Below are 26,861 nucleotides of genomic sequence, written 5' to 3'. Positions count from 1 at the left end.
CAATATGTTATTTAATACAACTTTTCGAAAAATGTTCGGTCTGATTTTAGGAATCATACTACTTTTATTATTAATGTGCGCAAGTCTTATTTATGGTTATGCTGAAACAAACATAGTCACGGTTGTTAAAGCGTTTACTAATTTTAATGGATCGAATGAGCATATCATTGTTTATAATGTAAGGTTACCACGAGCATTGATTGCTGCAGTAGTAGGAGCAAGTTTGGCTATTGCAGGGGCAATTATGCAAGCTTTAACAAAAAATCCACTCGCATCACCAAGTATATTTGGGATAAATGCAGGTGCAGGATTTTTCGTGGTTGTTGCTGTATCTGTTTTTTATGTAAATTCATATCAAACATATACATGGCTCGCTTTTGCAGGTGCAGCTTTTACAGCCTTTTTAGTCTATTTTGTTGGTTCTTTAGGAAGAGAAGGTTTAACTCCAATGAAGCTAACATTAGCAGGAGCTGCGATGGCGGCTTTATTCTCATCTTTAACACAGGGTTTACTAGTTGTGAATGAGGCGGCATTAGATCAAGTATTATTTTGGTTAGCAGGATCTATTCAAGGCAGGAAAATGGAAAGTCTTTATACCGTATTACCTTATATCTTACCAGCTTTATTGATTAGTCTTATTTTTGCTCAGAAGATAAATGTCCTGACGATGGGTGAAGATGTTGCCAAAGGATTAGGGCAGCGTACTGGCTTATTAAAAATAACAGGTGCTTTAATCGTGATTATATTAGGTGGGGGAGCAGTTGCTGTGGCTGGTCCGATCGCCTTTATTGGTATTGTGATTCCGCACTTCTCCAGGTTTTTAGTAGGAAATGATTATCGGTGGATTCTGCCTTACTGCATTGTTTTAGGAGGCTCACTTCTTGTGTTTGCCGATATTTTAGCAAGATTGGTTGTTATGCCTGAAGAGGTACCAGTTGGGGTTATGACTGCTATCATAGGAACTCCCTTTTTTGTTTACATTGCTAGAAGGGGGTTTGGTAACTAATGAAAAAATATTATACGTTAAGAATAGGTAAAGACAAGCTTTCCTTTCTGATTGATAAAAAGGCATTTTTCATATCAATGATTTTATTATCAATCGTTGCGGTGATCTTTCTAATTAGTACAGGAATTGGGGAAGTAATGATAAGTCCATTGAATGTATTTAAAACATTCCTTGGTTATGGAACTGACATGGATAACCTATTTATTTTCTCCTTCCGTCTACCAAGAATCATTATTGCATTATTAGTAGGAGTTAGCATTGCAGTGGCAGGAGCCATTTTACAGGGATTGATTCGAAATCCTTTAGCTTCACCTGATATTATTGGTATAACTGGGGGAGCATCTGTTGCAGTTGTTTTGTTTCTTATGCTATTTAGCGATAAAAATAATTCATTAATCATAAGCATAAAGTGGATGCCTGTTGCTGCATTTGTAGGAGCGACCATTATAGGGTTACTTGTTTATTTTCTTTCATGGAAAAATAATGGTTCCTCATCGATACGACTAGTTTTAATTGGTATCGGATTAGCAATGCTTACACAATCATTAACAACCTTATTTATGGTAAAAGGACCAATTTATCAAGCAGCACAGGCGAATGTTTGGATAACAGGTACAGTGTATGGTGCAACATGGGAACAAGTTCGTATTTTACTTCCTGTTGTCGTGATCTTGTTTAGTATTAGTATAATTTCTGTTCGAAATGTTAATATTCAAGAGCTTGGAGATGAACTTGCAACAGGAGTTGGAAGTGCCGTACAAAAAAATCGATTGCTACTATTACTATTAAGTACAGCTTTAACAGGTAGTGCTGTTGCATTTGCTGGTGTAATTGGATTTGTAGGCTTGATGGCACCACATATAGGAAGAAGATTAGTAGGTTCTTCGTTTGGGGCATTGTTACCAATATCTGCATTAATAGGAGCAATATTAGTTATGTTTGCAGATTTGCTAGGAAGAACTTTGTTTTCTCCTTTAGAAGTACCAGCAGGTGTTTTTACTGCTGCGATAGGTGCACCATATTTTATTTATCTTCTATATAAAACAAGGAACTCTTAAGATAAAGCTAAATTAACAAAGGAGCGATTCATAGTGGAAGCGATTGAAACAAATGCGCTCACTCTTTCTTATGGAGAAACGATTATTATTAATGAATTAGATGTGAAAATTCCTAAAGGAGAAATTACTGTTTTCATTGGAAGTAATGGCTGTGGAAAATCTACATTATTACGTTCATTAGCAAGACTACTAAAGCCAAAGGTTGGCCATATTTTATTAGAAGGTCAATCGATCGCAAAGCTACCTACAAAGGAAGTTGCCAAGCAGCTTGCCATTTTACCACAAGGTCCAGTTGCACCTGAGGGGTTAACTGTTCTTCAGCTTGTGAAGCAAGGAAGATATCCTTATCAAAATTGGCTTAAACAATGGTCTAAAGAAGATGAAGAAGCTGTACAACATGCATTAGAGGCCACTAGTATGGTAGATTTAGCTGAGCGTCCTGTTGATTCACTTTCAGGTGGACAAAGACAACGAGCTTGGATTGCGATGACTTTAGCGCAAGAAACAGATATCATTTTACTAGATGAACCAACAACTTTTTTAGATATGACACATCAAATTGAAATTTTAGATTTACTTTTTGATTTAAATGAACGGGAAAATCGAACAATTGTCATGGTTTTGCACGATCTAAATCTTGCTTGTCGGTATGCACATAACTTGATTGCGTTAAAAGACCAAAAAATATTTGCACAAGGCAGACCTGAAGAAGTTATTAGTTGTAGTTTAGTTCAACATGTGTTTCAAATGAGCTGTGAGATAACTGTTGATCCACTTTTTGGGACACCACTTTGTATACCACATGGACGTGGCAGATGTATTGTAAAAGAGGCAGTAACACATGGCTAGGTTAACAACTGATGAGATGGAAATGTTAAAAAAATATCGATTAAGCTGTGAGAAAGCTACACCACAATCTAGTATAACAGGGCAAGCATTATTAAAGCCTGATCATGTCCAGAAGCTTTTAGCAAGCAGTGAAATTCAATTAAAGTTAAACACATCGAATCATAAAGTAATTGGCTCGATGATTATGAAAAGATATGCCTTTTTAGCAGCTCTCGTACTATATACAATGAGTGTATACAATAAAGGCATAAATAGTTCACTAGCAAATCTATCGTTACAGACAGATGAAAAAGATCCAATATGGCTTCCAAGCTTTTATTTTGATAACTTGGAAGTAACCTCTCCAGGAAAAAGCAGAAATGAATGGAGAACAGGTGTGATTGAATCACTTTTTACATACAATATAGCAAAAATAGTTTCTGCTATTTCTAAGGAAGCAAAAATCACTAAAAATATTTTATGGGAAAATACAGCTATTTATATATTTTGGATGTATGAATCGATAATAGAAGAAGGCAAATATGAAGATGAAAAATTAGATAGAATAAAAGAGGATTTTCAATTTGTCGTAGAAAATGCACCAGCCGAATTGTTTGGCTGTAAAGATACAAATCCATTATCAAAATTTTATCACCCCAAAAAGGATGATATTCGAAAGCGCTCCACTTGTTGTTTATTTTACTTAACTTCAAAGAACAGTGATCGGTGTAAAACATGTCCTATTGAATGTAAGCAACCAGCAAATAACTAGGGAGGTACAGGGAAATTGGATACTAAATTAATACAACAGTTTGAAGGTCTGCTTGAGAAATATACAGAGCTTCTTTTAGGAGAAGCAACAGATGAATTACAGGAAAAGGTGAAAATGTGGGCACTTTACACACATATATCTAAATCTATGCCACCATTAGCAAAGCACTGGAATGCTACATATCCAGATGCAAAAGATAATTTGAAAGATATAATAAATGAAATAAAGCACTTAAATCAAGAGCATCGTGAAGCCAAGAATAAAGAGTAAAGCTCATAAATAGATCTGAGCTTTACTCTTTTATTTTTGCATAAAAATTGCTCCACTTATTAAATCTTTATTGTTGCATATTTCCGTAAGGAGATTGTTGTTGAATCTCATTAGAGTGCTTCTGATATGCTTGTTGAAGCTTTTGATTATCTGCTGCTTCAAGAGAATACCAACCGTTTTTAAACATTAAGTTGTATAAATCCCTTTGGCTTTGCTGTGTTTCGTTAAAGATCGTTAAAATATCCTGATAAAGAGCCTGATGACTCGCCTCATTTAACGCAGTTGAATAAGAAGCTGTCATATATTTTTCAGTTGATAAAAGATCGTTCACAAAATCTCGATCATTCATTATTGGTCCCTGCTGAACTTGAGTTTCTGCATTGCTGATTTTTTGTTGGTTTTGATCGTTATTCATATTCGTCACACTCCTATTGAAGTTGAGATCCTACTGATGATGGCTGTTGTTGTTGTTGTTGTTGTGTTTGAAGGTGAGCTAAAATTTTTTGATAATGATTGTGATGCATTTGTCCTACTTGTTCGAGTTGATTTTTTAACTCTTGATTTTGAACTTGTCCAGCAAAAAAATGTGCCTTTTTCATCGCCAAAAGATTCCATGATAACATGTCTGTTAAATAAAGCTGATCCTTTGATGTAATCACATTTGGTGGTTGTTGCATCATTGATTGCTGTTGCATATTTTGTTGTTGCATATAGTGTCCTCCTTATTTTGGTATCTGAGTTATCAGAATCCAGTTCAGTTTATCGTTCCACTTTGAAACCTGCTTTATGCGAAAATTGTTCTTAACCGACTGAGGCTTAGCAACATATAGTAATCATATGAAGAATAAAGATGTAATAAAGAAGAAAGAAACAATGAAGGCGGTTACTTTTTGTCGAAATGAGAGGGTAAGGATAATACTTTATATTCTACTAAGGAAATCTACCAGTAATTATTAGTAACCTTCATTCCCTCCATATCTAAATTAGCCATAGGAATAAAAACGGTTTGGGAGGGTTTTTCATATGGGAAAATTACTACGAAACTCTTTTATGTTTTTATCCAGAAATAAAACATTAACAAAATTAGCAAAAAAATATGGATTTCAGTTTGGAGCTGCAAGATTTGTTGCAGGAGATACGATAGGGCGGGCAACAAAAGTAATAAAAGAATTAAACAAACAAGGTCTTGTCGTCACACTCGATCATTTAGGTGAATTTATTGATGATAAACACGAAGCAGAGAAGATGGCAGATCATTGTATTAAAACAATTGAAGCAATAGGAAAAGAAAATTTACATTCACAGATCTCGATAAAGCTAACATCCATGGGTTTAGATATTTCTGAAGATATTGTTATTGAGAATATGAGAAGAATTCTAAAAGAAGCACAAAAGTATAATATTTTTGTCACAATAGATATGGAAGATCATTCTAGATGTGAAAAAACTCTTTCTATTTTTAAGCAGCTAAAAAAAGAATATGACAATATTGGCACTGTTGTTCAAGCTTACTTATATCGAACAGTTTATGATATGGATGAGTTAAATGAATATAAAGCAAATTTAAGACTTGTAAAGGGTGCTTATAAAGAATCAGCCAAAGTGGCATTTCCAGAAAAGGCAGCTGTTGATGAAAATTTTAAACATATCATAAAGATGCATTTATTAAATGGAAATTTTACTGCTGTTGCAACACATGATGATGAGATTATCGACTATACGAAAAGCTTGGTTAAAGAATATAATATCCCTAAGTATCAATATGAATTTCAAATGCTTTATGGAATTAGATCTGAAAAGCAGCTTGAGCTTGTAAAAGAAGGCTACCAGGTTCGAGTATATGTACCTTATGGTGATGATTGGTATGGTTATTTTATGAGAAGAATGGCAGAAAGACCAGCTAATGTAGCATTTGTTGTAAAGGGGATTTTCCGGAAGTAGCTGGAAAACTGAATCAAATTGATTTTTGCATGGAGATAATATTTTATCTAAAACGAGGCTGGGACATAATTAAAGATGACATATAAAAAGACGAATAAATCTAAATTCAGTTAAGTTGAAAGAAACAAGTGCGTTCCATTGCGCTGCAGACATAAGATTCGCCGGGGAGGAAGCTAAGCCTCCTCGGCGCAAGCGCCTGTGGGGTCTCAGCCTTTCCTCTGCACCCGCAGGAGTCAAATGTCTTCCACTCCATTCCACTAGTTCTTAAAAATAGTATGCAAAATCAAAAAATCTATCGAAGTAAGAAATTAAAACCCGAAATATTAGGCGAATAATTAATTGACATATCTCCTAATATTTCGGGTTTATCATTAGCTTAAATACTTATGTCCAGTCTCTTTAAAATTTCATGTTATCAATAATTTATAAATTGTCATTACCCATATTATGCTGCTTATATTGTTGATTTTGACTAGTGCGTTTGCCACCACCAGCTTTTTCAACAGTTGGACCAGCATTTCCTTTAACACTTGCCGCACTTACACCAGCTTTTGATGGGGATTTTTTTAAACGTGCCATTACAAATCACCTCCTAGAAATATAGCTTTTCCAAAGGTGAATCTTATTATTTAGTAAAAAATATAATAAAGCTATTGAGAAAATCTTCAAAATATCTTATATTAGTAATAGAGGAACTCATTCGCAAGTGTTCATTTTTTTTGGGAGAAAAATGAATGAGTATTCATTCAAATTAAGGGGGAAGAAGTATGATCCAGCGGATTAAGAGAGCTGCTGTACTAGGTTCTGGGGTGATGGGCTCTGGAATTGCAGCACATTTAGCAAACATCGGTATTCCTGTATTACTTTTAGATATTGTGCCACGTGAATTGAATGAAGACGAAGTGAAAAAAGGACTAACACTTGAAGATAAAGCTGTAAGAAATAGAATTGCAGCTGTTTCTGCTCAAAAATTATTAAAGCAGAAGCCTGCTCCATTAACAGATAAAAGTCATTTAGAGCGTATTGAAGTAGGGAATTTTGAAGACGATATGCATCGACTCTCTGAAGTCGATTGGGTTATAGAGGTTGTTGTAGAGAACCTGGAAATTAAACAAAAAGTGTTTACTGAGGTCGATAAACATAGAAAATTAGGAAGTATTATAAGCTCAAATACATCAGGAATTTCAGTTGAAGCAATGGCTGAAGGTAGATCAGAAGACTTTAGAAAGCATTTTCTCGGAACACATTTCTTTAATCCACCAAGATACTTAAAGCTACTAGAAGTTATTCCTACGAAGGATACAGATGCAGAAGTTTTAGCTTTTATGAAAAAATATGGTGAAGATGTACTTGGTAAAGGTGTTGTTGAGGCGAAGGACACACCAAACTTTATCGCTAATCGAATTGGAACGTATGGGTTATTAGTTACTGTTCAAGAAATGCTTAAAGGTGGATATAGCGTTGGTGAAGTTGATTCTCTAACAGGTCCTCTAATTGGCAGACCTAAAAGTGCAACATTTAGAACTCTTGATGTTGTTGGGTTAGATACCTTTGCACATGTTGCTAAAAATGTATATGACCAAGTTGATGGGAAAGAGAAAGATGTATTTGAAATTCCAGCATTACTGAAAAAAATGCTTGATAATGGTTGGATAGGCAGTAAAAGTGGTCAAGGTTTTTATAAAAAAGAAGGTAAAACAATTCTTGAACTAAATCCAGAAACATTTGAATATGAAGAAAAGAAAAAGCTTAAATCAGCCTCGATTGAAATGGCGAAACAAGCAAAAGGATTACAAAACAAATTGAAAGCGCTTATATATTCAGATGATCGTGCAGGGGATTTGTTAAGAGGAATTACAATTCCAACACTTGTTTATTCTGCAGAATTACTCGGCGAGATAGCTGATGATATAGTAGCGATCGATCAAGCAATGAAGTGGGGCTTCGGCTGGGAAATAGGACCCTTTGAATTATGGGATGCAATAGGCGTTGCAAAATCAGTTGATGTAATAGAGCAAAGTGGAATTGAAGTACCTGCATGGGTTAAAGAAATGCTCTCAAAAGGCAATGAAACATTTTATCGTAAAGAAAATGGTGTGTTGTTTTTCTATAACAATGGTGAGTATCGACAAGTTATACAAAATCCAAAGATAATCAATCTTAAAACATATAAAGAAATTAATGGAGTAATTAAGAAAAATAGTGGTGCAAGTTTCATTGACTTAGGTGATGGTGTAGCTTTATTAGAATTTCATTCCCAAAGTAATGCAATTGGGTTAGATATCATCCAAATGATTAATTTCGCTATTGATGAGGTTGAGAAAAGCTATAAAGGACTTGTGATCGGAAATCAAGGTAAAAACTTCTGTGTAGGAGCTAATCTTGGCATGATTTTAATGGAAGCCCAAGATGATAATATTTTCGAAATTGATATGGTTGTTCGTCATTTCCAGCAAGCGATGATGAAAATTAAATATAGTGAAAAACCAGTTGTTGCCGCACCATTTGGTATGACTTTAGGTGGAGGAGCTGAAATTTGCTTGCCAGCGAGCAGTATACAAGCATCTAGTGAAACATATATGGGCTTAGTAGAAGTTGGCGTAGGTCTAATTCCTGGTGGTGGAGGCAATAAAGAGCTTTATATTAAACAGCTTAATAATATGCCAAAAGGTTCAGATTTTGATCTTCAAGCTGTTGCAAATAAAGTGTTTGAGACAATTGCTATGGCTAAGGTGTCAACTTCAGCTGCTGAAGCTAGAAAAAGTCAATTTTTAAATAATAATGACCATATTAGTGTGAACGGTGATCACTTATTATTTGACGCAAAGCAACGTGTAATATCGCTATACGACAACGGATACCAGCCACCGGTGAGAAAAAAGGTACCAGTAGTTGGTGAAACAGGTTATGCAACATTATTGCTTGGTGCACAATCAATGCATTTATCGGGCTATATTTCAGAGCATGATTTAAAGATTGCTAAAAAGCTAGCCTTTGTTATAGCAGGTGGAAAAGTCCCATTTGGAACAGAGGTTGATGAACAATACTTGTTAGACTTGGAAAAACAGGCATTCTTGAGTCTTGTTGCAGAAGCTAAATCACAACAACGTATGCAACACATGCTTGTTAAAGGAAAGCCGTTAAGAAATTAATCATCTAAAAAAGTAATGAAGCTAGCAAGTACTATGGGTAGTGCAGTTAAACAGCTACACTACCTAAAACTAGAGCAATAGGATCTTTTAAGATAACAGTGAATTGAAGGGGAGGTTTGGTGAATGCGTGAAGCAGTCATTGTAACAGGTGCTAGAACACCTGTAGGTAGAGCTAAAAAAGGTACATTAGCAAATGTTCGTCCTGATGATCTCGGTGCATTAGTAGTAAAAGAAACGTTAAAGAGAGCAGGAAATTATGAGGGGAATATTGATGATCTAATTATCGGGTGTGCAATGCCTGAAGCTGAACAGGGTCTTAATATGGCTAGAAATATCGGTGCATTAGCAGGACTTCCACATACAATTCCAGCTATTACAATTAACCGTTACTGCTCTTCGGGTTTACAAAGTATTGCTTATGGAGCAGAAAAAATCATGCTAGGTAACACGGATACCGCAATAGCTGGTGGAGCAGAATCAATGAGCCTTGTCCCAATGATGGGGCATGTTGTCAGACCGAATGCTAAATTAGCAGAAGAAGCGCCAGAATACTATATGGGTATGGGACATACAGCTGAAGAGGTTGCACGAAAGTACGGAATTTCTCGTGAAGATCAAGATGCCTTTGCAGTAAGAAGTCACCAGCGGGCCGCTAATGCTATTCAAGAAGGAAAGTTTAGTGAAGAAATTGTTTCTGTTGATGTACCACTGCGAACTGTAGGTGCTGATCATAAGCTTCAAGAAAAAATGATTCAATTTAGTCAAGATGAAGGAGTTCGAGCAAATACAACAGCAGAGATTCTTGCGAAATTAAAGCCAGCTTTTTCAGTTAAAGGTTCGGTAACTGCAGGGAATTCCTCTCAAACAAGTGATGGAGCAGCTGCTGTTATGCTTATGGACCGAGAAAAAGCTCAATCACTGGGTTATAAACCAATGGTGAAATTCCGTTCATTTGCAGTTGCTGGTGTACCACCTGAAATAATGGGGATAGGACCTGTTGCAGCTGTTCCGTTAGCATTAAAATATGCAGGACTAGAGTTATCAGATATCGGTTTATTTGAACTTAATGAAGCATTTGCATCACAATCTATTCAAGTCATTCGTGAGCTTGGACTAGATGAAGACAAAGTAAATGTGAACGGTGGAGCTATTGCGCTTGGTCATCCACTAGGCTGTTCTGGTGCAAAATTAACTCTGTCACTTATTCATGAAATGAAGCGTCGTAATGAACAATTTGGGGTTGTTACAATGTGTATTGGTGGCGGAATGGGTGCTGCTGGTGTATTTGAATTACTATAATTGTAGCTTAATTGAGGGGAAGTTTAGGCTTTGTTAATGCTCAATATTAATTTTTACCAATTTGTTGATTGTAGTGGAAGGCATGAGACTCCTGCGGGAGCAGCGCGTCTAAGGGAGACCCCGCAGGAGCTTGCTCCGAGGAGGCTACCTGACCGCCCGCGGAAAGCGAATGCCTGGAACGGAAATCAACAACCAAGTTAATGAAGTTAGAATTATAACGGAAAAATATTAACAAAAATGGGGGAATTATCATGTCAAAAACAACTGATTCAGTTATTAAAGGTGGTAGCTTTTTAATAGAAGATATTTCTTATGATCGAATTTTCACACCTGAGGATTTCACTGATGAACATAAAATGATTGCAAAAACAACAGAGGATTTTGTTGTAAATGAAGTCCTACCACATCTTGAGGATATCGAAAATCACCAGTTTGATAAATCTGTTAAACTTTTAAAGCAAGCAGGAGAGTTAGGTTTATTAGGAGCAGATGTTCCTGAGGAATATGGCGGATTTGGTCTTGATAAAATTAGCTCAGCATTAATTACAGAAAAAATCTCACGTGGAGGGAGTTTTTCTCTATCATTTGGAGCACATGTTGGAATTGGATCATTGCCAATCGTATTATTTGGTAATGAAGAGCAAAAACATAAATACCTACCTGGTTTAGCGTCCGGTGAACAGCTAGCAGCATATGCTTTAACTGAGCCAAATTCTGGTTCAGATGCCCTTGGTGCTAGAGCGACTGCAAAATTAAATGCAGAGGGTACACATTATGTATTAAATGGCGAAAAGCAGTGGATTACAAACTCTGGTTTTGCTGATGTTTTTGTTGTATATGCAAAGGTTGATGGAGAGCACTTCTCTGCATTTATCGTTGAAAAAGAATACCCTGGTGTATCAACAGGACCTGAAGAAAAGAAAATGGGTATTAAAGGATCTTCTACTAGAACACTTATTTTAGAAGATGCGTTAGTACCAAAAGAAAATTTATTAGGTGAACTTGGTAAAGGGCATGTGATTGCATTTAATATTTTAAATATAGGACGCTATAAATTAGCAGTCGGAACAATTGGTGGCTCTAAGCGAATTATTGATGTGTCAGTACAATATGCGAATCAACGTCAGCAGTTCAAAACTCCAATCTCTAGCTTCTCTTTAATCCAAGAGAAACTAGCGAATATGGCAGCAAAAACATATGCGATGGAAAGCTCAGTGTATCGTACGGTTGGTCTTTTTGAAGATCGAATGAGTCGCTTATCAGATGAAGAAATTAAGGATGGAAAAGAAGTTGCAAACTCAATAGCTGAGTATGCAATTGAATGTTCGTTAAATAAAGTATTCGGCTCTGAAACATTAGATTATGTTGTGGATGAAGGTGTGCAAATTCATGGAGGCTACGGTTTTATGGCTGAATATGAAGTAGAGCGTGTTTACCGTGATTCACGTATTAATCGTATATTTGAAGGAACAAATGAAATTAATCGTCTGTTAGTACCAGGAACATATTTACGAAAAGCAATGAAGGGTGAACTGCCATTATTCCAAAAGGCTCAAAGCCTACAAGAGGAATTAATGATGCTTATGCCAGAAGAAGTTGGCGATGGTACTTTAGAACAAGAAAAATATCTTCTTAAAAATGCAAAGAAAATTGGTGTATTAATAGCTGGTCTTGCTGCACAAAAATATGGTAAAGAACTACAAAAAGAGCAAGAGGTCTTAGTGAATATAGCTGATATTGTCAGCAATGTATATGCGATGGAATCTGCAATCCTTCGTACAGAAAAAGCAATTGCCAAATCAGGTGAAGAGAAAAACAAACAAAAATTATTGTATACTCAAGTATATTGTCAAGAAGCATTCAATGAAATTGAGGCTCATGCAAAAGAATCATTAATTGCAATTGAATCAGGAGATTCTTTACGCATGATGATATCAGCTCTGCGTAAATTTACAAGACATACACCAATTAATGTGATTGGCAAGAAGAGAGAAATTGCTGCAGCAATTATCGATAAAAATGCATATTTAGCATAAGATTTCCAAGAAAGGGGCTGATGTATTTCAGTCCCTTCTTTACTATGTAATTTTAAGTTAACTAGGTAAAGTTCAACGCTAATTCCTAATTACTTGATTATGATCAAGATCGCGGAAAGAGAAAGCCTGTAACGCAAATCAACAACAAAGTTAAACAAAGCCAACAAATAAGTACATTTCTAATTAGGATTCTATATGTGATTATGATAAGATTAATTGAAAAGTCATTTATTGAATAGGTGGTGAAATGGGGATGTCATTAGATTTTTATTGGTACCCAAAATGTGGGTCATGTCGTAAAGCAAAAAAGTGGCTAGAAGATCAAAATATTGAAGTAAATGAAATACATATTGTTGAAAATCCACCTTCTAAGGAAGAGCTAAATTCTATTTACAGAAAAAGTGGATTAGAAATCAAAAAATTCTTTAACACAAGTGGTCAAAAATACCGTCAGCTTGGTTTAAAAGATAAACTGGCAACTATGACTGAAGATGAGATGCTCGAGCTATTATCTTCGGATGGCATGCTTATTAAACGACCAATTACTGTCGGACAAGATCGTGTAACAGTAGGGTTTAAAGAAGATCAATTTGAGGGTACTTGGACAAAATAAAGAAGTTCTTGCACATTTTGTTATAAACTGGTACAACAGTATTGATTATCTCAAAAAGATCGGTTGATACTAGTCTTTATACATTTTGATGATTAAATAATTGGAAAATCTTTTCTAACTAGGAGGTAATAGTATGAACACACCAAAAGAACTTCGTTATTCAGAAGAACATGAATGGGTAAAAGTAGAAGGAGAAAAGGTGCGTATTGGTATTACAGATTTTGCACAATCTGAATTAGGTGATATCGTTTTTGTTGAATTACCAGAGGTTGGGGATGAAATTAAAGCGGACGAGCCATTCGGAAGTGTAGAATCCGTTAAAACGGTTTCAGAGCTTTATGCACCAATTAGTGGGAAAGTTGTAGAGATCAATGAAGATCTTGATGATAGTCCAGAATTTGTTAATGAATCTCCTTATGAAAAAGCATGGATGGTTGTTATTGAACCTTCGAATGCAGCTGATGTAGAAAATTTAATGACTGCTGAACAATATGCAGAAATGACAAAAGAAGACTAATGTAGCATTTTATATTGAAGTTTGGGCACCCTACTAGTAGATAAAGGAGGCTGTTCATATTGTCTATAGAAAAGAAACACTTAGATATTACTGACAGAGTTGTAGGTAAATTTGGTGATGGACAATTAAATCTTTATCTCGAAAAAGAGAAAATTGGTCAGATGATAGCTGAGAATGACTATGACTTAAAACAAGGTTATCTATTCGATAACAGCCGTTTTTATCAAATCGCAGACGTCCTTACAGGGCAAGATCAAAAGTATGTTGATTGCGATTATGAAAACGGCTGGTGCTAAAGCAGTGGAATCTTTTTCCACTGCTCTTTTTACAACCAAATGCATGTTTATTATTAAGTGATATAAGGCGTTATATCTTTAAATTAAATAATAATTGTGGTCGTTTTTCTTAATATTTTAATTTTGGCTTTGTTAACGGATAACTGAGCCTTCTTTTTAAGGGCGATTTTCTTAATTTGTTGCTCAACTTGAATTGGAATTTTAATGTATTGAATAAATAGCAACAATTTTTTAGGAAAAGTCTTATAAAAACATTAAAATAAAGGGAAACAACCTCGACAAATCGAATAGAGTATAGAAAGATTCTTTACTACTAAAACAGGTGATGCACATGTCGTTAGTTGAGGTTGAAAAAGTGTTGATTGTTGAAGGAAAATCAGATAAGAAGAAAGTGTTAAATGTACTTAATGAATCCATTGAAATAATTTGTACAAATGGCACAATCAGTTTATCAAAAATGGATGAATTAATTGATGAATTGTTATTAAAGGATGTTTATATTTTAGTCGATTCAGATGATGCGGGGGATCGGCTGCGAAAGCAATTTAAAAGAGAATTTCCAGAGGCATCACACATCTATATAGATAGAACTTATAGAGAAGTTGCTACAGCTCCAGACCATCATGTTGCATCGGTTCTATTAAGTGCAAATATTGATGTTGATGCGAAATTCCTTTAGAAAGGTGAATAATCTTAACTGCAATGATTGAATGGAATGAAAAACAGCTAACTATAAGTGAAAATGGAATCATGATTTTATATTTGTACACACCTATGTGTGGGACCTGTCAAATTGCACGAAAAATGTTAACGGTTGTAAATGAACTTGTACAATCTGACATTTTCGCAGTAAACCTTAATTATTTTCCTAATGAAGCGAAAGAAATGGGAATTGAAAGTGTTCCGTGCTTACTTGTTTATAAAGACGGTATTCTTAAGGAAAGGGTATATGCTTTTCAATCCGTAGGATATCTACATGATTTATTAAAGCAATATCAGAGTTAATCTGACATATTTCTTGGGAAATATTCAAAGTAGGGCAGAAACTGTCGACTTATTTATAAAGGATTTCCTCGATATTAAATGAAGTTATTATATAGCTTTATTTATATTGGGGGAATCTTTTTGTCTATCTATACGTTCATCGAAAAAATAAACAGTAAAAAATATGTGTTATCTACCTTATTAAAACAATCATTAATAATAGAATTAAAATCTACCCAAAGTAGTACATGCTATTATATTGAGTTCACAAGTAATGGAGCAAATTTATTAAAAAGTAATCCAGATAATATTGATTTTTACATAGAAGGATCTGACACATATGTGGATGATGTATTAATGAATAAATATAGTTTAAAGCAAATGAGTTCATTTGGAGAAATACAAATAAAAGGTTCCTACAGAAACTTTTTAAAGGTAGATGCTATGTTAAAGCTAAGTTAACTTTTTTTCTCCCAGACACTTGCTTTCTTCCTACTTCACCCTTTGTTGTCAAGTGTCTGTCACTTTATTCCCCTTCAATGACTTCAAATAGAAAACAATCTCTAATACTGTCATATGAAACAAATAGGTTTAACATTAGGTCTCAATTCATTTTTAACGATTGGCTGGCTACAAATAATATTGAAAAGCCAAATTAACTTGGACATGGTCTATGAAATCGTTTAATATTATAGTTGTCTGAATAGACAGAATCTTACATAAGCAAACCTGACAGCATAGCAGACATATTTTTATCTTTATTAATATGGGAGGAATTCATATGTCAGAAAAGCAATATCGTCCTGAAACTGTAACAATTCATGGTGGGTTAAAGAAAGATTCTATGACAGGTGCAAGATCTGTGCCTATTTATCAATCGAATGCTTATTTATTTGATAATACTGAGCATGCAGCAAACCTATTTGGACTCAAAGAGCCTGGTTACATATATACAAGAATTCATAATCCAACATCAACTGTTTTTGAGGAAAGAATTGCACAACTAGAGGGTGGTGTTGGGAGCTTAGCTGTTGCGAGTGGAATGGCAGCGATTACACTTTCGATATTAAATATCGCTGGAGCAGGCGACGAGATTGTTTCTGCTTCCACATTATACGGTGGTACATATAATCTTTTTGCAAATACATTACCTAAATATGGGATCAACACAACATTTGTTGATCCGAAAAATCCGGAAAATTTTCGTGTTGCTATAACGCCGAATACCAAGGCTATTTTTGCTGAAACAATCGGCAATCCTAGTTTAGATGTATTAGATATTGAGGCAGTTGCTGCAATTGCCCATGAAGCTGGAATCCCATTAATCGTTGATAATACATTTGCAACTCCTTACTTATGCAGACCAATTGAGCATGGTGCCGATATTGTTGTGCATTCTGCTACAAAATGGTTATTAGGTAATGGAACAACACTTGGAGGTATTATTGTAGATGGAGGGAAATTTGATTGGAATAGTCCAAAATTTCCTGGGTTTACAACACCTGATCCTAGTTATCATGATTTAGTTTACGCAGATGCCTTAGGGGAACAAGCATATATTGTTAAAGCAAGAGTTCAATTGTTAAGAGACTTAGGACCTGCTATAAGTCCATACAATTCCTTTCAATTTACTCTAGGTTTGGAAACCCTTCATGTACGTATGAAAGAACATGTTTCTAATGCTAGAAATATGGTTGAATATTTAGAGAAGCATCCAGCTGTAGAATGGGTGCTATATCCTGAAAGTGAAAATCATCCAGCTAAGGAGCTATCTGCAAAATATCTTCCTAACGGTGCAGGGTCAGTTATCGTATTCGGTATTAAAGGTGGAAGAGAATCCGGTGCAAATGTAATAAACAATATTGAATTATGGTCACATGTTGCTAATGTGGGAGATGCAAAAAGCTTAATCATTCACCCTGCTAGTACAACACATCAGCAATTAAATAAAGAGGACCTAATAAAATCAGGTGTTACAGAAGACTTAATTCGATTATCAGTTGGTATTGAACATATTCAAGATTTAATTGAAGATCTCGATCAAGCAATATATAAAGCAACAGGTGTTAAGGGTCTTGAGCAAGTACATTCATAAGCATAAGTAATTAAGTAATGAAAAACCCGAATTATTAGGTGATATTTTAATTATCATTCGCCTAATAGTTCGGGTTTTTATATATCGTCTTCAATAGATTTTTGAATATCCATACTATTTTTAAGAACTTGTGGAACACGAGTGTCTGTAGCGCAAAGGAACGAACTAGTTTCTTTAAAAGCTTAACTGATTTTAGATTTATTCGTCTTTTTGTATGACTTCTTCAATAATCTTAGTAAGTTTTATTTTTATAGGATCTAACTTGTAACTATCTCAATATAGTGATTAATTTGAATAATCAATCTTTTTTAAATGTGATTAATATTAATTGACAGTACTAAAAATCACGTGATACAATCACACTCGTATTTACAAATGAGTCGATAAAACTATTTGAAACTTAATTATATATGTTTGTCTCTTATCAAGAGAGGTGGAGGGAAGTGCCCTATGAAACCCGGCAACCATCAACAATTGTTGAAATGGTGCCAATTCACACAAAGCTATTGCTTTGTAAGATGAGAGAAAGGTCTTTTATTATGCCTTTCTGCTCATGAGCAGAAAGGTTTTTTAATTTCCTAAAGCGAGAAATAAGAAAGAAGGTGACATTATGATTTCATTAAAATCTTTAAATAAAACCTACGAAACAAAAACAGGTCATGTAACAGCAGTTAATAACGTTAACTTAGAGATAACTAAAGGTGAAATTTTCGGAATAATTGGCTATAGTGGTGCCGGAAAAAGTTCATTAATTCGACTATTAAACGGTTTAGAAAAACCAACTAGTGGAGAAGTTCATGTAGCCGGAAGCCAAATTAATGCAATAAGTGGTGTGAAATTAAGAAAAGCCCGCCAAGAGATTAGTATGATTTTTCAACATTTCAATTTATTGTGGTCTCGAACGGTTAGAGAAAATATTGCGTTTCCGTTAGAAATTGCTGGAGTGAAAAGTAATGCGCGAAAAAAACGAGTTGATGAATTAATTAAATTAGTAGGTTTACAAGGAAGAGAAGATGCCTATCCTGCTCAACTAAGTGGTGGACAAAAACAACGTGTTGGAATTGCTAGGGCATTAGCAAATAATCCTAAAGTTTTGTTATGTGATGAAGCTACTTCAGCACTTGATCCAGAAACAACTGATTCGATTTTAGATTTGCTTGTAGATATTAATGAACGCCTAGGTTTAACGATTGTGCTGATCACACATGAAATGCATGTTATCCGTAAAATCTGCCATCGTGTCGCAGTAATGGAAAATGGTGAGGTTGTTGAACAAGGTAATGTACTTGATGTATTTAAACATCCTAAAGAAAGCATTACAAAAAGGTTTGTAAAACAGATATCTGAACCAGATGAAACGAAAGATGCAATAAGTCATTTGCTAGAAAATTACGACTCAGGAAAAGTTCTCCAGCTTACATTTGTAGGTAAAGGAACTGAACTGCCTTTAATAACAAACATCATTAGAGCCTTTGATATTGAAGTAAATATTCTTCAAGGGAAAATCTCACAAACGCAAAATGGCTCATATGGTACTTTGTTTTTGCATGTAGATGGTGAGACAAATGAGGTTGAACGAGCAGTTACATTCATTAAAGAACATGAAGTAGAAGTGGAGGTGCTGGTGAATGCTTGATACAGCTCTCTCTAATGTTAAATGGGAAAAGGTTTGGGAAGCTACTTACGAAACAGTTTATATGACAGGTATTTCAGTAGCTATTACATTTATACTTGGTATTATTTTAGGTCTTTTATTATTTTTAACAGCTAAGGGAAATATATGGGATAACCGTGTACTAAACACAGTGCTTTCCGGTATAGTAAATATTTTTCGTTCGATTCCGTTCATTATTTTAGTTATTCTGCTTTTACCATTTACTAAACTTGTGATGGGTACTATATTAGGTGCTGATGCTGCACTTCCAGCTTTGATTATTGGTGCTGCACCTTTCTATGCTAGAATGGTAGAACTTGCTTTACGAGAAGTTGATAAAGGTGTTATTGAGGCTGCAAAATCAATGGGTGCTAAAACCTCTACAATTATGTGGAAGGTCCTCTTGCCAGAGTCAATGCCTGCAATCGTTTCAGGTATAACTGTAACTGCGATTGCTTTAGTTGGTTATACAGCTATGGCTGGTGTAGTAGGTGCAGGTGGCTTAGGAGATCTTGCTTATCGTGAAGGTTTCCAGCGTAATAATTTTGAAGTCACAATTATTGCAACGATCTTTATTTTAATCATAGTTTTTATCATCCAATTTATTGGAGATATTATAGTAAAAATGATAGACAAACGTTAGGAGGAAAATTTGATGAAAAAATTAATTTTATCAATAGTATTAGCAAGCTTAGCTGTTGTTTTAGCTGCTTGTGGTGGAGAAAATGAAGTAAATGAGGCTAGTGAAGGTAATGACCAAGCAAAAACAATAAAAATTGGGGCGACAACTGTTCCTCATGCAGAAATCTTAGAAGAAGCAAAACCGTTATTAGCTGAAAAAGGAATTGAACTTGATATAGAAGAATTTTCTGATTATCCATTAATAAATCCTGCATTAGCAGCAGGTGATCTTGATGCGAATTATTTCCAACATGTACCTTATTTAGATAATGCGAACAAAGAAAACGATTTTGATCTACAAAATGTAGGTGCTATTCATATAGAGCCATTCGGTGTATATTCAAATGATTATAAATCTATTGAAGAGCTACCAGAAGGTGCAAAAATTATTATAAGTAACAACGTTGCTGAAATGGGTCGTGTGTTAGCTCTTCTAGAAGAAAAAGGGTTAATCAAGTTAGATGAAAGTGTTGAAAAAATCAATGCTACACAAGATGATATTGTAGAAAATAAGAAGAATGTAGTGATCGAAGACAGCGTTGCACCTGAAATGTTAGCAAGTGCGTATGAAAACAACGAAGGTGATGCTGTTATTATCAATGGTAACTATGCTTTAGCAGCTGGTTTAAATCCTGCAGAAGATGCAATTGCATTAGAAGTAGGCGAAAATAATCCTTACGCTAATATTGTTGTTGTTAAAAAAGGTGACGAAGATAAAGAAGAAATTAAAACTTTAGTTGAAGTTTTAAAATCAGAAGAAATCAAAGATTTTATTAACACTAAATATCCAGGATCAGTTTTACCTGTAAATGAATAAACGATATATATAATACTGAAATGAAGGTGCATTTTACACCTTCATTTTTTTATGCAATAAATTAGGACCTTCGTATACTATCAGATGAAATATGCATACTAAAAACTGATGAAAATTATGAAGAGGAGCTGCTTGATAATATGGAACATTTTGAACCAAGAAATTCAACAGAAGCTGCTTTACACGAATATAAAAGTGGATTAGGTTTATTTACTCAAAAAATGCCTGAAATTGCGAGCCATTATAATGCTTTTACTGAAGCTTGTTTTATGGAAGGAACTCTTTCTAAAAAGGAAAAGCATTTGATTGCTCTAGGTATTGCGATAAATGCTCAAGACGAATATTGTATGATTTATCATACAAAAGGCTGCTTAGACAATGGAGCTAACGAAGAGGAAATCTTGGAAACAATTGGTGTTACTGCAGCGTTTGGTGGTGGAGCAGCTATGAGTCAGGCTGTAACTCTTGTACAAGAATGTATTGTAGAGCTAAATCAATTAAAACAGTAGTACTGTTTCACGAGAATAAATTTGTAAAATAGCTTAAAAAAATGATAACTAGAAGAATACATGAGGAAATTCGAGGAATTTTGCATATCTCTTATTTGAGCCCGGATATTGCACGAATATAACTCTTTATCGTTTGTCACATAATCTTACGAGCTTTGAGTAGTTTGAATATTCTTGATAAGCTTATTACCATAATAAATAATAAGCTGAAAGGATTGGTTCATTATTCAATCGAATCAAGAAATTCTAGATCTTAACTACACAACAGAAATGGAAAAGGCAATGCATCAAAGCCATGGTGTAGGTTATGCTGAATATGCAATGAAGCATGATAAAAGAATGGAAATTGAGAAAAGTCGAGAAGAAGAATATCGTAAGAGTCAATTAATTCATGCAGATATTGAGAGAAAAATGCATAGATAAATACCGTATATATTCGCAAAAAACCAGTCAATGATATGGCTGGTTTTTTCTTTTAGATAGTCTCTTTTCTAAAGATTGTTGCTATGTAACCCTAATATGCAGTAAAAACAGTATATTTTCGCATAAAGGCTACTATTTTGTGATGGTAAGATGCCACTAGACTTAATACAATGCTGATTTCTTCGGGTAATTTATAAGCAACAAAGTTTGCGAAAACTGCCTTTAGATAAAATGGGAATTTGTAAATTCTTTCTAAATAATTAAGTAGCATGATTTTCTATTAAAAGCAAAAAATAAACTAGGCTGAGAAAGTAGAATCGTTTAGCATTATGTTATATAGTAGAAAAAGCTAATTTCTCTATATACATATGATAGAAACATTATTTATGAAAAGAGCATAACATAAAACAAGTGTCAAACTTAGATATGCTTGAAGTTTCAGGGTCTTTTTAAGATGTGTTTATTAGTAGACATTAATCGACATGATCTCAAAAGGTTGTGTTCACTTTTCATTTGTTATAATATTAGAATGAGAATAAAATGAGAATTAGTAAACTTTATATATTATGGAGGTATAGTCATGGCAGGTTCTACATTAATCATTAAGGATTTACACGTTGAAATTGATGGCAAAGAAATTTTAAAAGGTGTAAATCTTGAAATAAACGGCGGAGAGTTCCATGCAATTATGGGACCAAACGGAACAGGTAAATCAACATTATCATCTGCAATAATGGGACACCCGAAGTATGAAGTAACAAAAGGTAGTATCACACTTGATGGTGAAGATGTTCTTGAAATGGAAGTAGACGAGCGTGGACGCGCAGGTCTTTTCTTAGCTATGCAATACCCAAGTGAGATTAGTGGTGTAACAAATGCTGATTTCTTACGTTCTTCTATTAATGCTCGTCGTGAGGAAGGCGAAGAGATTTCATTAATGAAATTTATTCGTAAAATGGATGCAAACATGGAAGAGCTTGAAATGGATCCGGACATGGCACAGCGTTATTTAAATGAAGGATTCTCAGGTGGAGAGAAAAAACGCAATGAAATTCTTCAGTTAATGATGATTGAACCAAAAATTGCGATCTTAGATGAAATTGATTCAGGTCTTGATATTGATGCGTTAAAAGTAGTTGCAAAAGGTATTAATAAAATGAGAAACGATGAATTTGGATGTTTAATGATCACTCACTATCAGCGTTTATTAAACTATATTACACCTGATAAAGTACACGTTATGATGCAAGGTCGTGTTGTGAAATCGGGCGGTCCTGAATTAGCACAAAGACTTGAAGCAGAAGGTTATGATTGGATTAAACAAGAACTAGGTATTGATGACGAAACTGTTGGGCAAGAAGCTTAAGCGTAAGGGGAGGTAAGACGTATGGAAACGAAAACTTTCAATCAGGATTATGTTTCAAGCTATTCTAAGCAGCTTGGAGAACCGGATTGGCTTACAGATCTTCGCTTACAAGCTCTTGTTAAAGTTGAGGATCTTCCAATGCCAAGACCGGATAAAACGAAAATTGATAAATGGAATTTTACTCAATTTAACGAGCATGTGGTTAAAAGTGATAAATTAAATTCCTTAGATGAATTACATGATGATGTAAAAGCTTTAGTAGATGTTGAGTCAACAAATAATAATTTATATGTACAAGTAAATAACACACCTGCATATACATCACTTTCAAGTGAACTAAAGGATAAGGGTGTTATTTTTACTGATATTCATACTGCGGCAAGTGAGCATTCGGATTTAGTAAAAAAATACTTTATGACAGATGGTGTAAAGGTTGATGAACATCGTTTAACAGCTTTACATGCAGCACTGTTAAATGGTGGAGTATTCGTATATGTTCCAAAAAATGTTGAGGTTTCTGAACCTATTCAAACCATTTTTGTTCATGATAATCCAAATACGACATTATTCAATCACGTAATCGTTGTAGCTGATGATAATAGTTCATTAACATATGTAGAAAACTATATTTCTACTGTTACGGATGTTGAAGGAGTATTCAATATTATCACTGAAGTATTTGCAAATACAAATGCTCGTGTAACATATGGTGCTGTTGATACATTAGATAAAGGAATTACAACTTATGTTAACCGTCGCGGTGTAGCAGGACGTGATGCTAGAATTGAATGGGCACTTGGCTTAATGAATGATGGCGACACGATTTCTGAAAATGTGACGAATCTTATGGGCGATGGCTCTTACGGTGATACTAAATCTGTTGTTGTTGGTCGTGGAGAGCAAAAACAAAATTTCACAACTAAGGTTGTTCATTTTGGTAAAAACTCTGAAGGCTATATTTTAAAGCATGGTGTTATGAAGGATAGTGCTTCATCTATCTTTAACGGTATTGGGAAAATTGAGCATGGTGCTTCTAAATCCAATGCAGTTCAAGAATCACGCGTTTTAATGTTAAGTGAAAAAGCTCGTGGTGACGCAAATCCAATCCTTTTAATTGACGAAGATGACGTAACAGCAGGACATGCTGCATCTGTTGGTCGTGTTGATCCATTACAGCTTTATTACTTGATGAGTCGTGGAATTACAAAAGTAGAAGCAGAGCGCCTTGTTATTCATGGTTTCTTGGCACCTGTTGTAAAAGTGCTTCCAATTGAAGGTGTGAAAAAGCAACTAGTTGAGGTTATTGAAAGGAAAGTTCAATAATGGATATCGTTGATATTCGAAAACACTTTCCTATCCTTGATCAACAGGTGAACGGTCGAGACTTAGTCTACCTAGATAGCGCTGCTACCTCTCAAAAGCCACTAGCTGTAATTGATGCATTATCTACTTATTATCGTGAATATAATTCTAATGTTCACAGAGGAGTGCATACATTAGGTACAAGAGCTACTGATGGTTATGAAGGCGCGCGTGAAAAGGTAAGAAAATTTATTGGGGCAAAGTCTACTCAAGAAATTATCTTTACTCGTGGTGCGACAACTGCATTAAATATAGTTGCCCAAAGTTATGGCTTAGCGAATGTGAAAAAAGGTGATGAAATTGTGATCACTTATATGGAGCATCATGCAAATGTTATTCCTTGGCAACAAGTAGCGAAACTAACGGGAGCTACTTTGAAATATATCCCTCTACAAGAAGACGGAACAATTGATTTAAAGGATGTTGAAGAAACAGTCACATCAAAAACGAAAATTGTGTCTGTTATGCAGGTTTCAAATGTTCTTGGTACAATCAACCCAATCAAAGAAATTGCTGAAATTGCCCACAAGCACGGAGCGATTATGGCTGTTGATGGAGCACAAAGTACTCCACATATGAAGATTGATGTTCAAGATTTAGATTGTGACTTCTTCGCATTTTCAGGCCATAAAATGGGTGGTCCTACAGGGATTGGTGCTTTATACGGTAAAAAGCAGCTTCTTGAGAAAATGGAGCCAGTAGAATTTGGTGGAGAAATGATCGATTTTGTAGGCTTACAAGAATCAACATGGAAAGAGCTTCCATGGAAGTTTGAAGCTGGAACACCAATTATTGCTGGTGCTATCGGACTTGGTGCCGCAATAGATTTTCTAGAGCAAGTTGGTTTAGAGAACATTGAAGCTCATGAGCATAAGCTTGCACAATATGCTATGGATAAAATGAGTCAAGTAGAAGGTTTAACAATTTATGGACCTAAGCATCGTGCAGGATTAGTAACCTTCAATATTGAGGATGTACACCCACATGATGTTGCAACGGTTTTAGATGCTGAAGGGATTGCTGTTCGTGCAGGTCATCATTGTGCACAGCCTTTAATGAAGTGGCTAAAAGTTTCTGCTACAGCTAGAGCTAGTTTTTATCTGTATAATACAGAAGAAGAAATTGATAAACTAGTTGCTGGTATCATTAAAACAAAGGAGTACTTCAGTAATGTCTAATCATGTTAATCTTGACACACTGTACCGTCAAGTCATTATGGATCATTATAAGAATCCTAGAAATAAAGGTATTCTTGATGATAGTTTAACAATTGATATGAATAACCCTACCTGTGGTGATCGCATTCGCCTTACACTAGATATTGAAGATGATGTTGTAAAGGATGCGAAGTTTGAAGGAGAAGGCTGCTCGATATCAATGTCATCTGCGTCAATGATGACTCAAGCTATTAAGGGGAAATCACTTGAAAAAGCATTAAAGCTTTCTGAAATTTTCTCTAATATGATGCTTGGGAAAGAGTATGATGAGGATATAGATTTAGGAGATATTGAAGCACTGCAGGGTGTTGCAAAATTTCCAGCTCGAATTAAATGTGCCACATTAGCTTGGAAGGCTATGGAAAAGGGCGTTAATAATAGTAACGAATAAGGAGAAATCCTTAAATCTAAATGAATAGGAGTGAATGTAGATGGCAAAAAAAGCACCTGAAATCGGCGATTATAAATATGGGTTTGCTGACAAAGATGTTTCCATCTTCCGTTCAGCGCGAGGATTAACGAAAGAAATCGTTGAGGAAATTTCTCGCATGAAAGATGAACCACAATGGATGCTAGATTTTCGTTTGAAATCTCTAGAGCATTTCTATAACATGCCAATGCCTCAATGGGGCGGTGATATGGCAGAACTTAATTTTGATGAAATTACGTATTATGTAAAGCCGTCAGAAAAGTCTGAACGTTCATGGGATGAAGTACCAGAGGAAATCAAAAATACATTTGATAAACTTGGTATTCCAGAAGCAGAACAAAAATACTTGGCCGGTGTATCAGCTCAATACGAATCAGAAGTTGTTTATCACAACATGAAACAAGATCTTACAGATCTTGGTATAGTTTTCAAAGATACAGATACAGCGTTAAAAGAAGATGAAGATATTTTCCGTGAGCACTTTGGAAAAATCATTCCACCTACTGATAATAAATTTTCTGCATTGAATTCAGCTGTATGGTCTGGTGGTTCATTCATCTATGTACCTAAAGGTATTAAAGTTGATACGCCATTACAAGCTTATTTCCGTATTAACTCTGAAAATATGGGTCAGTTTGAGCGTACACTTATTATTGTTGATGAAGGCGCACATGTTCATTATGTTGAAGGATGTACAGCACCAGTTTATACAACAAACTCTTTACACAGTGCAGTTGTTGAAATCATTGTTAAGGATGGCGGTTATTGCCGTTATACAACAATTCAAAACTGGGCAAACAACGTGTTTAACTTAGTTACAAAGCGTGCTGTTTGTGAAGCAAATGCTACAATGGAATGGATTGATGGAAACATCGGATCTAAACTGACAATGAAATACCCTGCGGTTATCCTTAAAGGAGAAGGTGCACGTGGTATGACTTTATCTATTGCAATTGCAGGTAAAGGTCAGCATCAGGATGCAGGTGCAAAAATGATTCACTTAGCACCAAATACGTCTTCTACTATTGTTTCTAAATCTATCTCTAAACAAGGTGGTAAAGTAACATATAGAGGAATTGTACACTTTGGTCGTAAAGCAGATGGAGCAAGATCAAATATCGAATGTGATACACTTATTATGGATAACCAGTCTACATCAGACACAATTCCATATAATGAAATCATGAACGATAATATCTCTCTTGAGCATGAAGCTAAGGTTTCTAAAGTATCAGAAGAACAATTATTCTATCTAATGAGCCGTGGTATTTCAGAGGAAGAAGCAACTGAAATGATCGTAATGGGCTTCATCGAGCCATTTACAAAAGAACTTCCAATGGAATATGCAGTTGAGATGAACCGTCTAATCAAGTTCGAAATGGAAGGTTCAATCGGATAATATTAATATAATGAAAAGGGACTGACAAAAATGTCAGTCCCTTCAGACTGTAGACAAACTAGCGAAAATCTAGTTTGTTTACAGTCTTTTTTCATATAAAATAATAGTAATAATAATTCTGAGGTGATTTTTGATG

General features: G+C 35.0%; 29 protein-coding genes and 1 riboswitch. Of the genes, 26 read left to right on the top strand and 3 right to left on the bottom strand.

What is annotated here, in order from left to right; translation table 11 throughout:
- The first annotated feature begins 4 nt into the window (after window positions 1-4).
- Genes JOC75_RS18920 through JOC75_RS18900 form a run of 5 tightly spaced genes read left to right on the top strand, consistent with a single transcriptional unit; the run spans window position 5 to window position 3,934 of the window.
- A complete protein-coding gene (locus JOC75_RS18920; RefSeq protein ID WP_204955554.1) occupies window positions 5-1,006 on the top strand; it encodes a FecCD family ABC transporter permease in 1,002 nt (333 codons plus the stop codon).
- Window positions 1,006-2,064 (top strand): FecCD family ABC transporter permease, encoded by a 1,059-nt coding sequence (locus JOC75_RS18915; RefSeq protein ID WP_204955553.1) that lies wholly within the window; start codon window positions 1,006-1,008, stop codon window positions 2,062-2,064. Before JOC75_RS18920 ends, JOC75_RS18915 begins: the two co-directional genes overlap by 1 nt.
- 33 nt (window positions 2,065-2,097) lie before the next feature.
- Complete coding sequence (locus tag JOC75_RS18910; protein WP_204955552.1) at window positions 2,098-2,913, top strand: ATP-binding cassette domain-containing protein; 816 nt, start codon at window positions 2,098-2,100, stop codon at window positions 2,911-2,913.
- Window positions 2,906-3,664 (top strand): IucA/IucC family C-terminal-domain containing protein, encoded by a 759-nt coding sequence (locus tag JOC75_RS18905; protein WP_204955551.1) that lies wholly within the window; start codon window positions 2,906-2,908, stop codon window positions 3,662-3,664. Before JOC75_RS18910 ends, JOC75_RS18905 begins: the two co-directional genes overlap by 8 nt.
- A 15-nt stretch (window positions 3,665-3,679) precedes the next feature.
- On the top strand, window positions 3,680-3,934 hold the full coding sequence (locus JOC75_RS18900) for a YusU family protein (RefSeq protein WP_204955550.1): 255 nt from the start codon (window positions 3,680-3,682) through the stop codon (window positions 3,932-3,934).
- 67 nt (window positions 3,935-4,001) lie between these two features.
- Here the strand turns inward: JOC75_RS18900 and JOC75_RS18895 are convergent, their stop codons facing one another.
- Both JOC75_RS18895 and JOC75_RS18890 read right to left on the bottom strand, forming a co-directional pair.
- The gene (locus JOC75_RS18895; RefSeq protein WP_204955549.1) at window positions 4,002-4,349 is read right to left on the bottom strand and encodes a spore coat protein; all 348 of its coding nucleotides are present in this window, start codon (window positions 4,347-4,349) and stop codon (window positions 4,002-4,004) included.
- A gap of 13 nt (window positions 4,350-4,362) precedes the next feature.
- A complete protein-coding gene (locus JOC75_RS18890; RefSeq protein WP_204955548.1) occupies window positions 4,363-4,644 on the bottom strand; it encodes a hypothetical protein in 282 nt (93 codons plus the stop codon).
- A gap of 313 nt (window positions 4,645-4,957) precedes the next feature.
- Here JOC75_RS18890 and JOC75_RS18885 point away from each other — a divergent pair, with 313 nt between their 5' ends.
- Window positions 4,958-5,875 (top strand): proline dehydrogenase family protein, encoded by a 918-nt coding sequence (locus JOC75_RS18885; protein ID WP_204955547.1) that lies wholly within the window; start codon window positions 4,958-4,960, stop codon window positions 5,873-5,875.
- A gap of 423 nt (window positions 5,876-6,298) precedes the next feature.
- Here the strand turns inward: JOC75_RS18885 and JOC75_RS18880 are convergent, their stop codons facing one another.
- Complete coding sequence (locus JOC75_RS18880) at window positions 6,299-6,454, bottom strand: YuzL family protein (RefSeq protein ID WP_146947987.1); 156 nt, start codon at window positions 6,452-6,454, stop codon at window positions 6,299-6,301.
- Window positions 6,455-6,642: 188 nt separating this feature from the next.
- Between JOC75_RS18880 and JOC75_RS18875 the strand changes: the two genes are divergently transcribed.
- The 20 genes from JOC75_RS18875 (at window position 6,643) to sufB (ending at window position 26,725) form a co-directional block, all read left to right on the top strand.
- On the top strand, window positions 6,643-9,027 hold the full coding sequence (locus tag JOC75_RS18875) for a 3-hydroxyacyl-CoA dehydrogenase/enoyl-CoA hydratase family protein (RefSeq protein WP_204955546.1): 2,385 nt from the start codon (window positions 6,643-6,645) through the stop codon (window positions 9,025-9,027).
- A 123-nt stretch (window positions 9,028-9,150) separates the two neighbouring features.
- A complete protein-coding gene (locus tag JOC75_RS18870; RefSeq protein ID WP_204955545.1) occupies window positions 9,151-10,326 on the top strand; it encodes an acetyl-CoA C-acetyltransferase in 1,176 nt (391 codons plus the stop codon).
- A 251-nt stretch (window positions 10,327-10,577) separates the two neighbouring features.
- Complete coding sequence (locus JOC75_RS18865; RefSeq protein ID WP_204955544.1) at window positions 10,578-12,362, top strand: acyl-CoA dehydrogenase family protein; 1,785 nt, start codon at window positions 10,578-10,580, stop codon at window positions 12,360-12,362.
- A gap of 253 nt (window positions 12,363-12,615) precedes the next feature.
- Window positions 12,616-12,975, top strand: a complete 360-nt coding sequence (locus tag JOC75_RS18860; protein ID WP_204955543.1) for an arsenate reductase family protein — start codon at window positions 12,616-12,618, stop codon at window positions 12,973-12,975.
- Between the two features lie 133 nt (window positions 12,976-13,108).
- Window positions 13,109-13,492 (top strand): glycine cleavage system protein GcvH, encoded by a 384-nt coding sequence (gene gcvH, locus JOC75_RS18855; RefSeq protein WP_204955542.1) that lies wholly within the window; start codon window positions 13,109-13,111, stop codon window positions 13,490-13,492.
- A gap of 59 nt (window positions 13,493-13,551) precedes the next feature.
- Complete coding sequence (locus tag JOC75_RS18850) at window positions 13,552-13,788, top strand: YusG family protein (protein WP_204955541.1); 237 nt, start codon at window positions 13,552-13,554, stop codon at window positions 13,786-13,788.
- Between the two features lie 331 nt (window positions 13,789-14,119).
- Complete coding sequence (locus JOC75_RS18845; RefSeq protein WP_146948001.1) at window positions 14,120-14,467, top strand: toprim domain-containing protein; 348 nt, start codon at window positions 14,120-14,122, stop codon at window positions 14,465-14,467.
- A 23-nt stretch (window positions 14,468-14,490) separates the two neighbouring features.
- Window positions 14,491-14,793, top strand: a complete 303-nt coding sequence (locus tag JOC75_RS18840; protein ID WP_204955540.1) for a thioredoxin family protein — start codon at window positions 14,491-14,493, stop codon at window positions 14,791-14,793.
- Window positions 14,794-14,913: 120 nt separating this feature from the next.
- Window positions 14,914-15,234, top strand: a complete 321-nt coding sequence (locus JOC75_RS18835; protein ID WP_204955539.1) for a hypothetical protein — start codon at window positions 14,914-14,916, stop codon at window positions 15,232-15,234.
- A 319-nt stretch (window positions 15,235-15,553) separates the two neighbouring features.
- Entirely contained in the window at window positions 15,554-16,867 is a 1,314-nt protein-coding gene (locus JOC75_RS18830; protein ID WP_204955538.1) for an O-acetylhomoserine aminocarboxypropyltransferase/cysteine synthase family protein, read from the top strand.
- A 418-nt stretch (window positions 16,868-17,285) separates the two neighbouring features.
- A riboswitch (SAM riboswitch) is annotated at window positions 17,286-17,392 on the top strand.
- A gap of 85 nt (window positions 17,393-17,477) precedes the next feature.
- Window positions 17,478-18,503: a methionine ABC transporter ATP-binding protein gene (locus tag JOC75_RS18825; RefSeq protein WP_204955537.1), complete on the top strand. Its 1,026-nt coding sequence runs from the start codon at window positions 17,478-17,480 to the stop codon at window positions 18,501-18,503.
- Window positions 18,496-19,164, top strand: coding sequence for a methionine ABC transporter permease (locus JOC75_RS18820; RefSeq protein WP_204955536.1), 669 nt, complete (start codon window positions 18,496-18,498; stop codon window positions 19,162-19,164). The genes JOC75_RS18825 and JOC75_RS18820 overlap by 8 nt, the downstream gene beginning before the upstream one ends.
- 12 nt (window positions 19,165-19,176) lie before the next feature.
- Window positions 19,177-20,019: a MetQ/NlpA family ABC transporter substrate-binding protein gene (locus JOC75_RS18815; protein WP_204955535.1), complete on the top strand. Its 843-nt coding sequence runs from the start codon at window positions 19,177-19,179 to the stop codon at window positions 20,017-20,019.
- Between the two features lie 140 nt (window positions 20,020-20,159).
- Entirely contained in the window at window positions 20,160-20,528 is a 369-nt protein-coding gene (locus JOC75_RS18810) for a carboxymuconolactone decarboxylase family protein (protein ID WP_146948439.1), read from the top strand.
- 282 nt (window positions 20,529-20,810) lie between these two features.
- Complete coding sequence (locus JOC75_RS18805) at window positions 20,811-20,951, top strand: YuzK family famiily protein (protein ID WP_204955731.1); 141 nt, start codon at window positions 20,811-20,813, stop codon at window positions 20,949-20,951.
- 580 nt (window positions 20,952-21,531) lie between these two features.
- Window positions 21,532-22,317: a Fe-S cluster assembly ATPase SufC gene (gene sufC, locus JOC75_RS18800; protein ID WP_204955534.1), complete on the top strand. Its 786-nt coding sequence runs from the start codon at window positions 21,532-21,534 to the stop codon at window positions 22,315-22,317.
- 21 nt (window positions 22,318-22,338) lie between these two features.
- Window positions 22,339-23,640, top strand: a complete 1,302-nt coding sequence (gene sufD / locus JOC75_RS18795) for a Fe-S cluster assembly protein SufD (RefSeq protein WP_204955533.1) — start codon at window positions 22,339-22,341, stop codon at window positions 23,638-23,640.
- The gene (locus tag JOC75_RS18790) at window positions 23,640-24,857 is read left to right on the top strand and encodes a cysteine desulfurase (protein WP_204955532.1); all 1,218 of its coding nucleotides are present in this window, start codon (window positions 23,640-23,642) and stop codon (window positions 24,855-24,857) included. Before sufD ends, JOC75_RS18790 begins: the two co-directional genes overlap by 1 nt.
- A complete protein-coding gene (sufU, locus tag JOC75_RS18785; RefSeq protein ID WP_204955531.1) occupies window positions 24,850-25,287 on the top strand; it encodes a Fe-S cluster assembly sulfur transfer protein SufU in 438 nt (145 codons plus the stop codon). Before JOC75_RS18790 ends, sufU begins: the two co-directional genes overlap by 8 nt.
- 40 nt (window positions 25,288-25,327) lie before the next feature.
- Entirely contained in the window at window positions 25,328-26,725 is a 1,398-nt protein-coding gene (sufB, locus tag JOC75_RS18780; protein ID WP_204955530.1) for a Fe-S cluster assembly protein SufB, read from the top strand.
- The last annotated feature ends 136 nt before the right edge of the window (window positions 26,726-26,861 follow it).

The organism is Metabacillus crassostreae, assembly GCF_016908395.1.
GTDB classification, from domain to species: Bacteria; Bacillota; Bacilli; order Bacillales; family Bacillaceae; genus Metabacillus; species Metabacillus crassostreae.
Note: the sequence above shows the minus strand (reverse complement) of the source record. Positions and strands in the feature narration are given on the sequence as shown.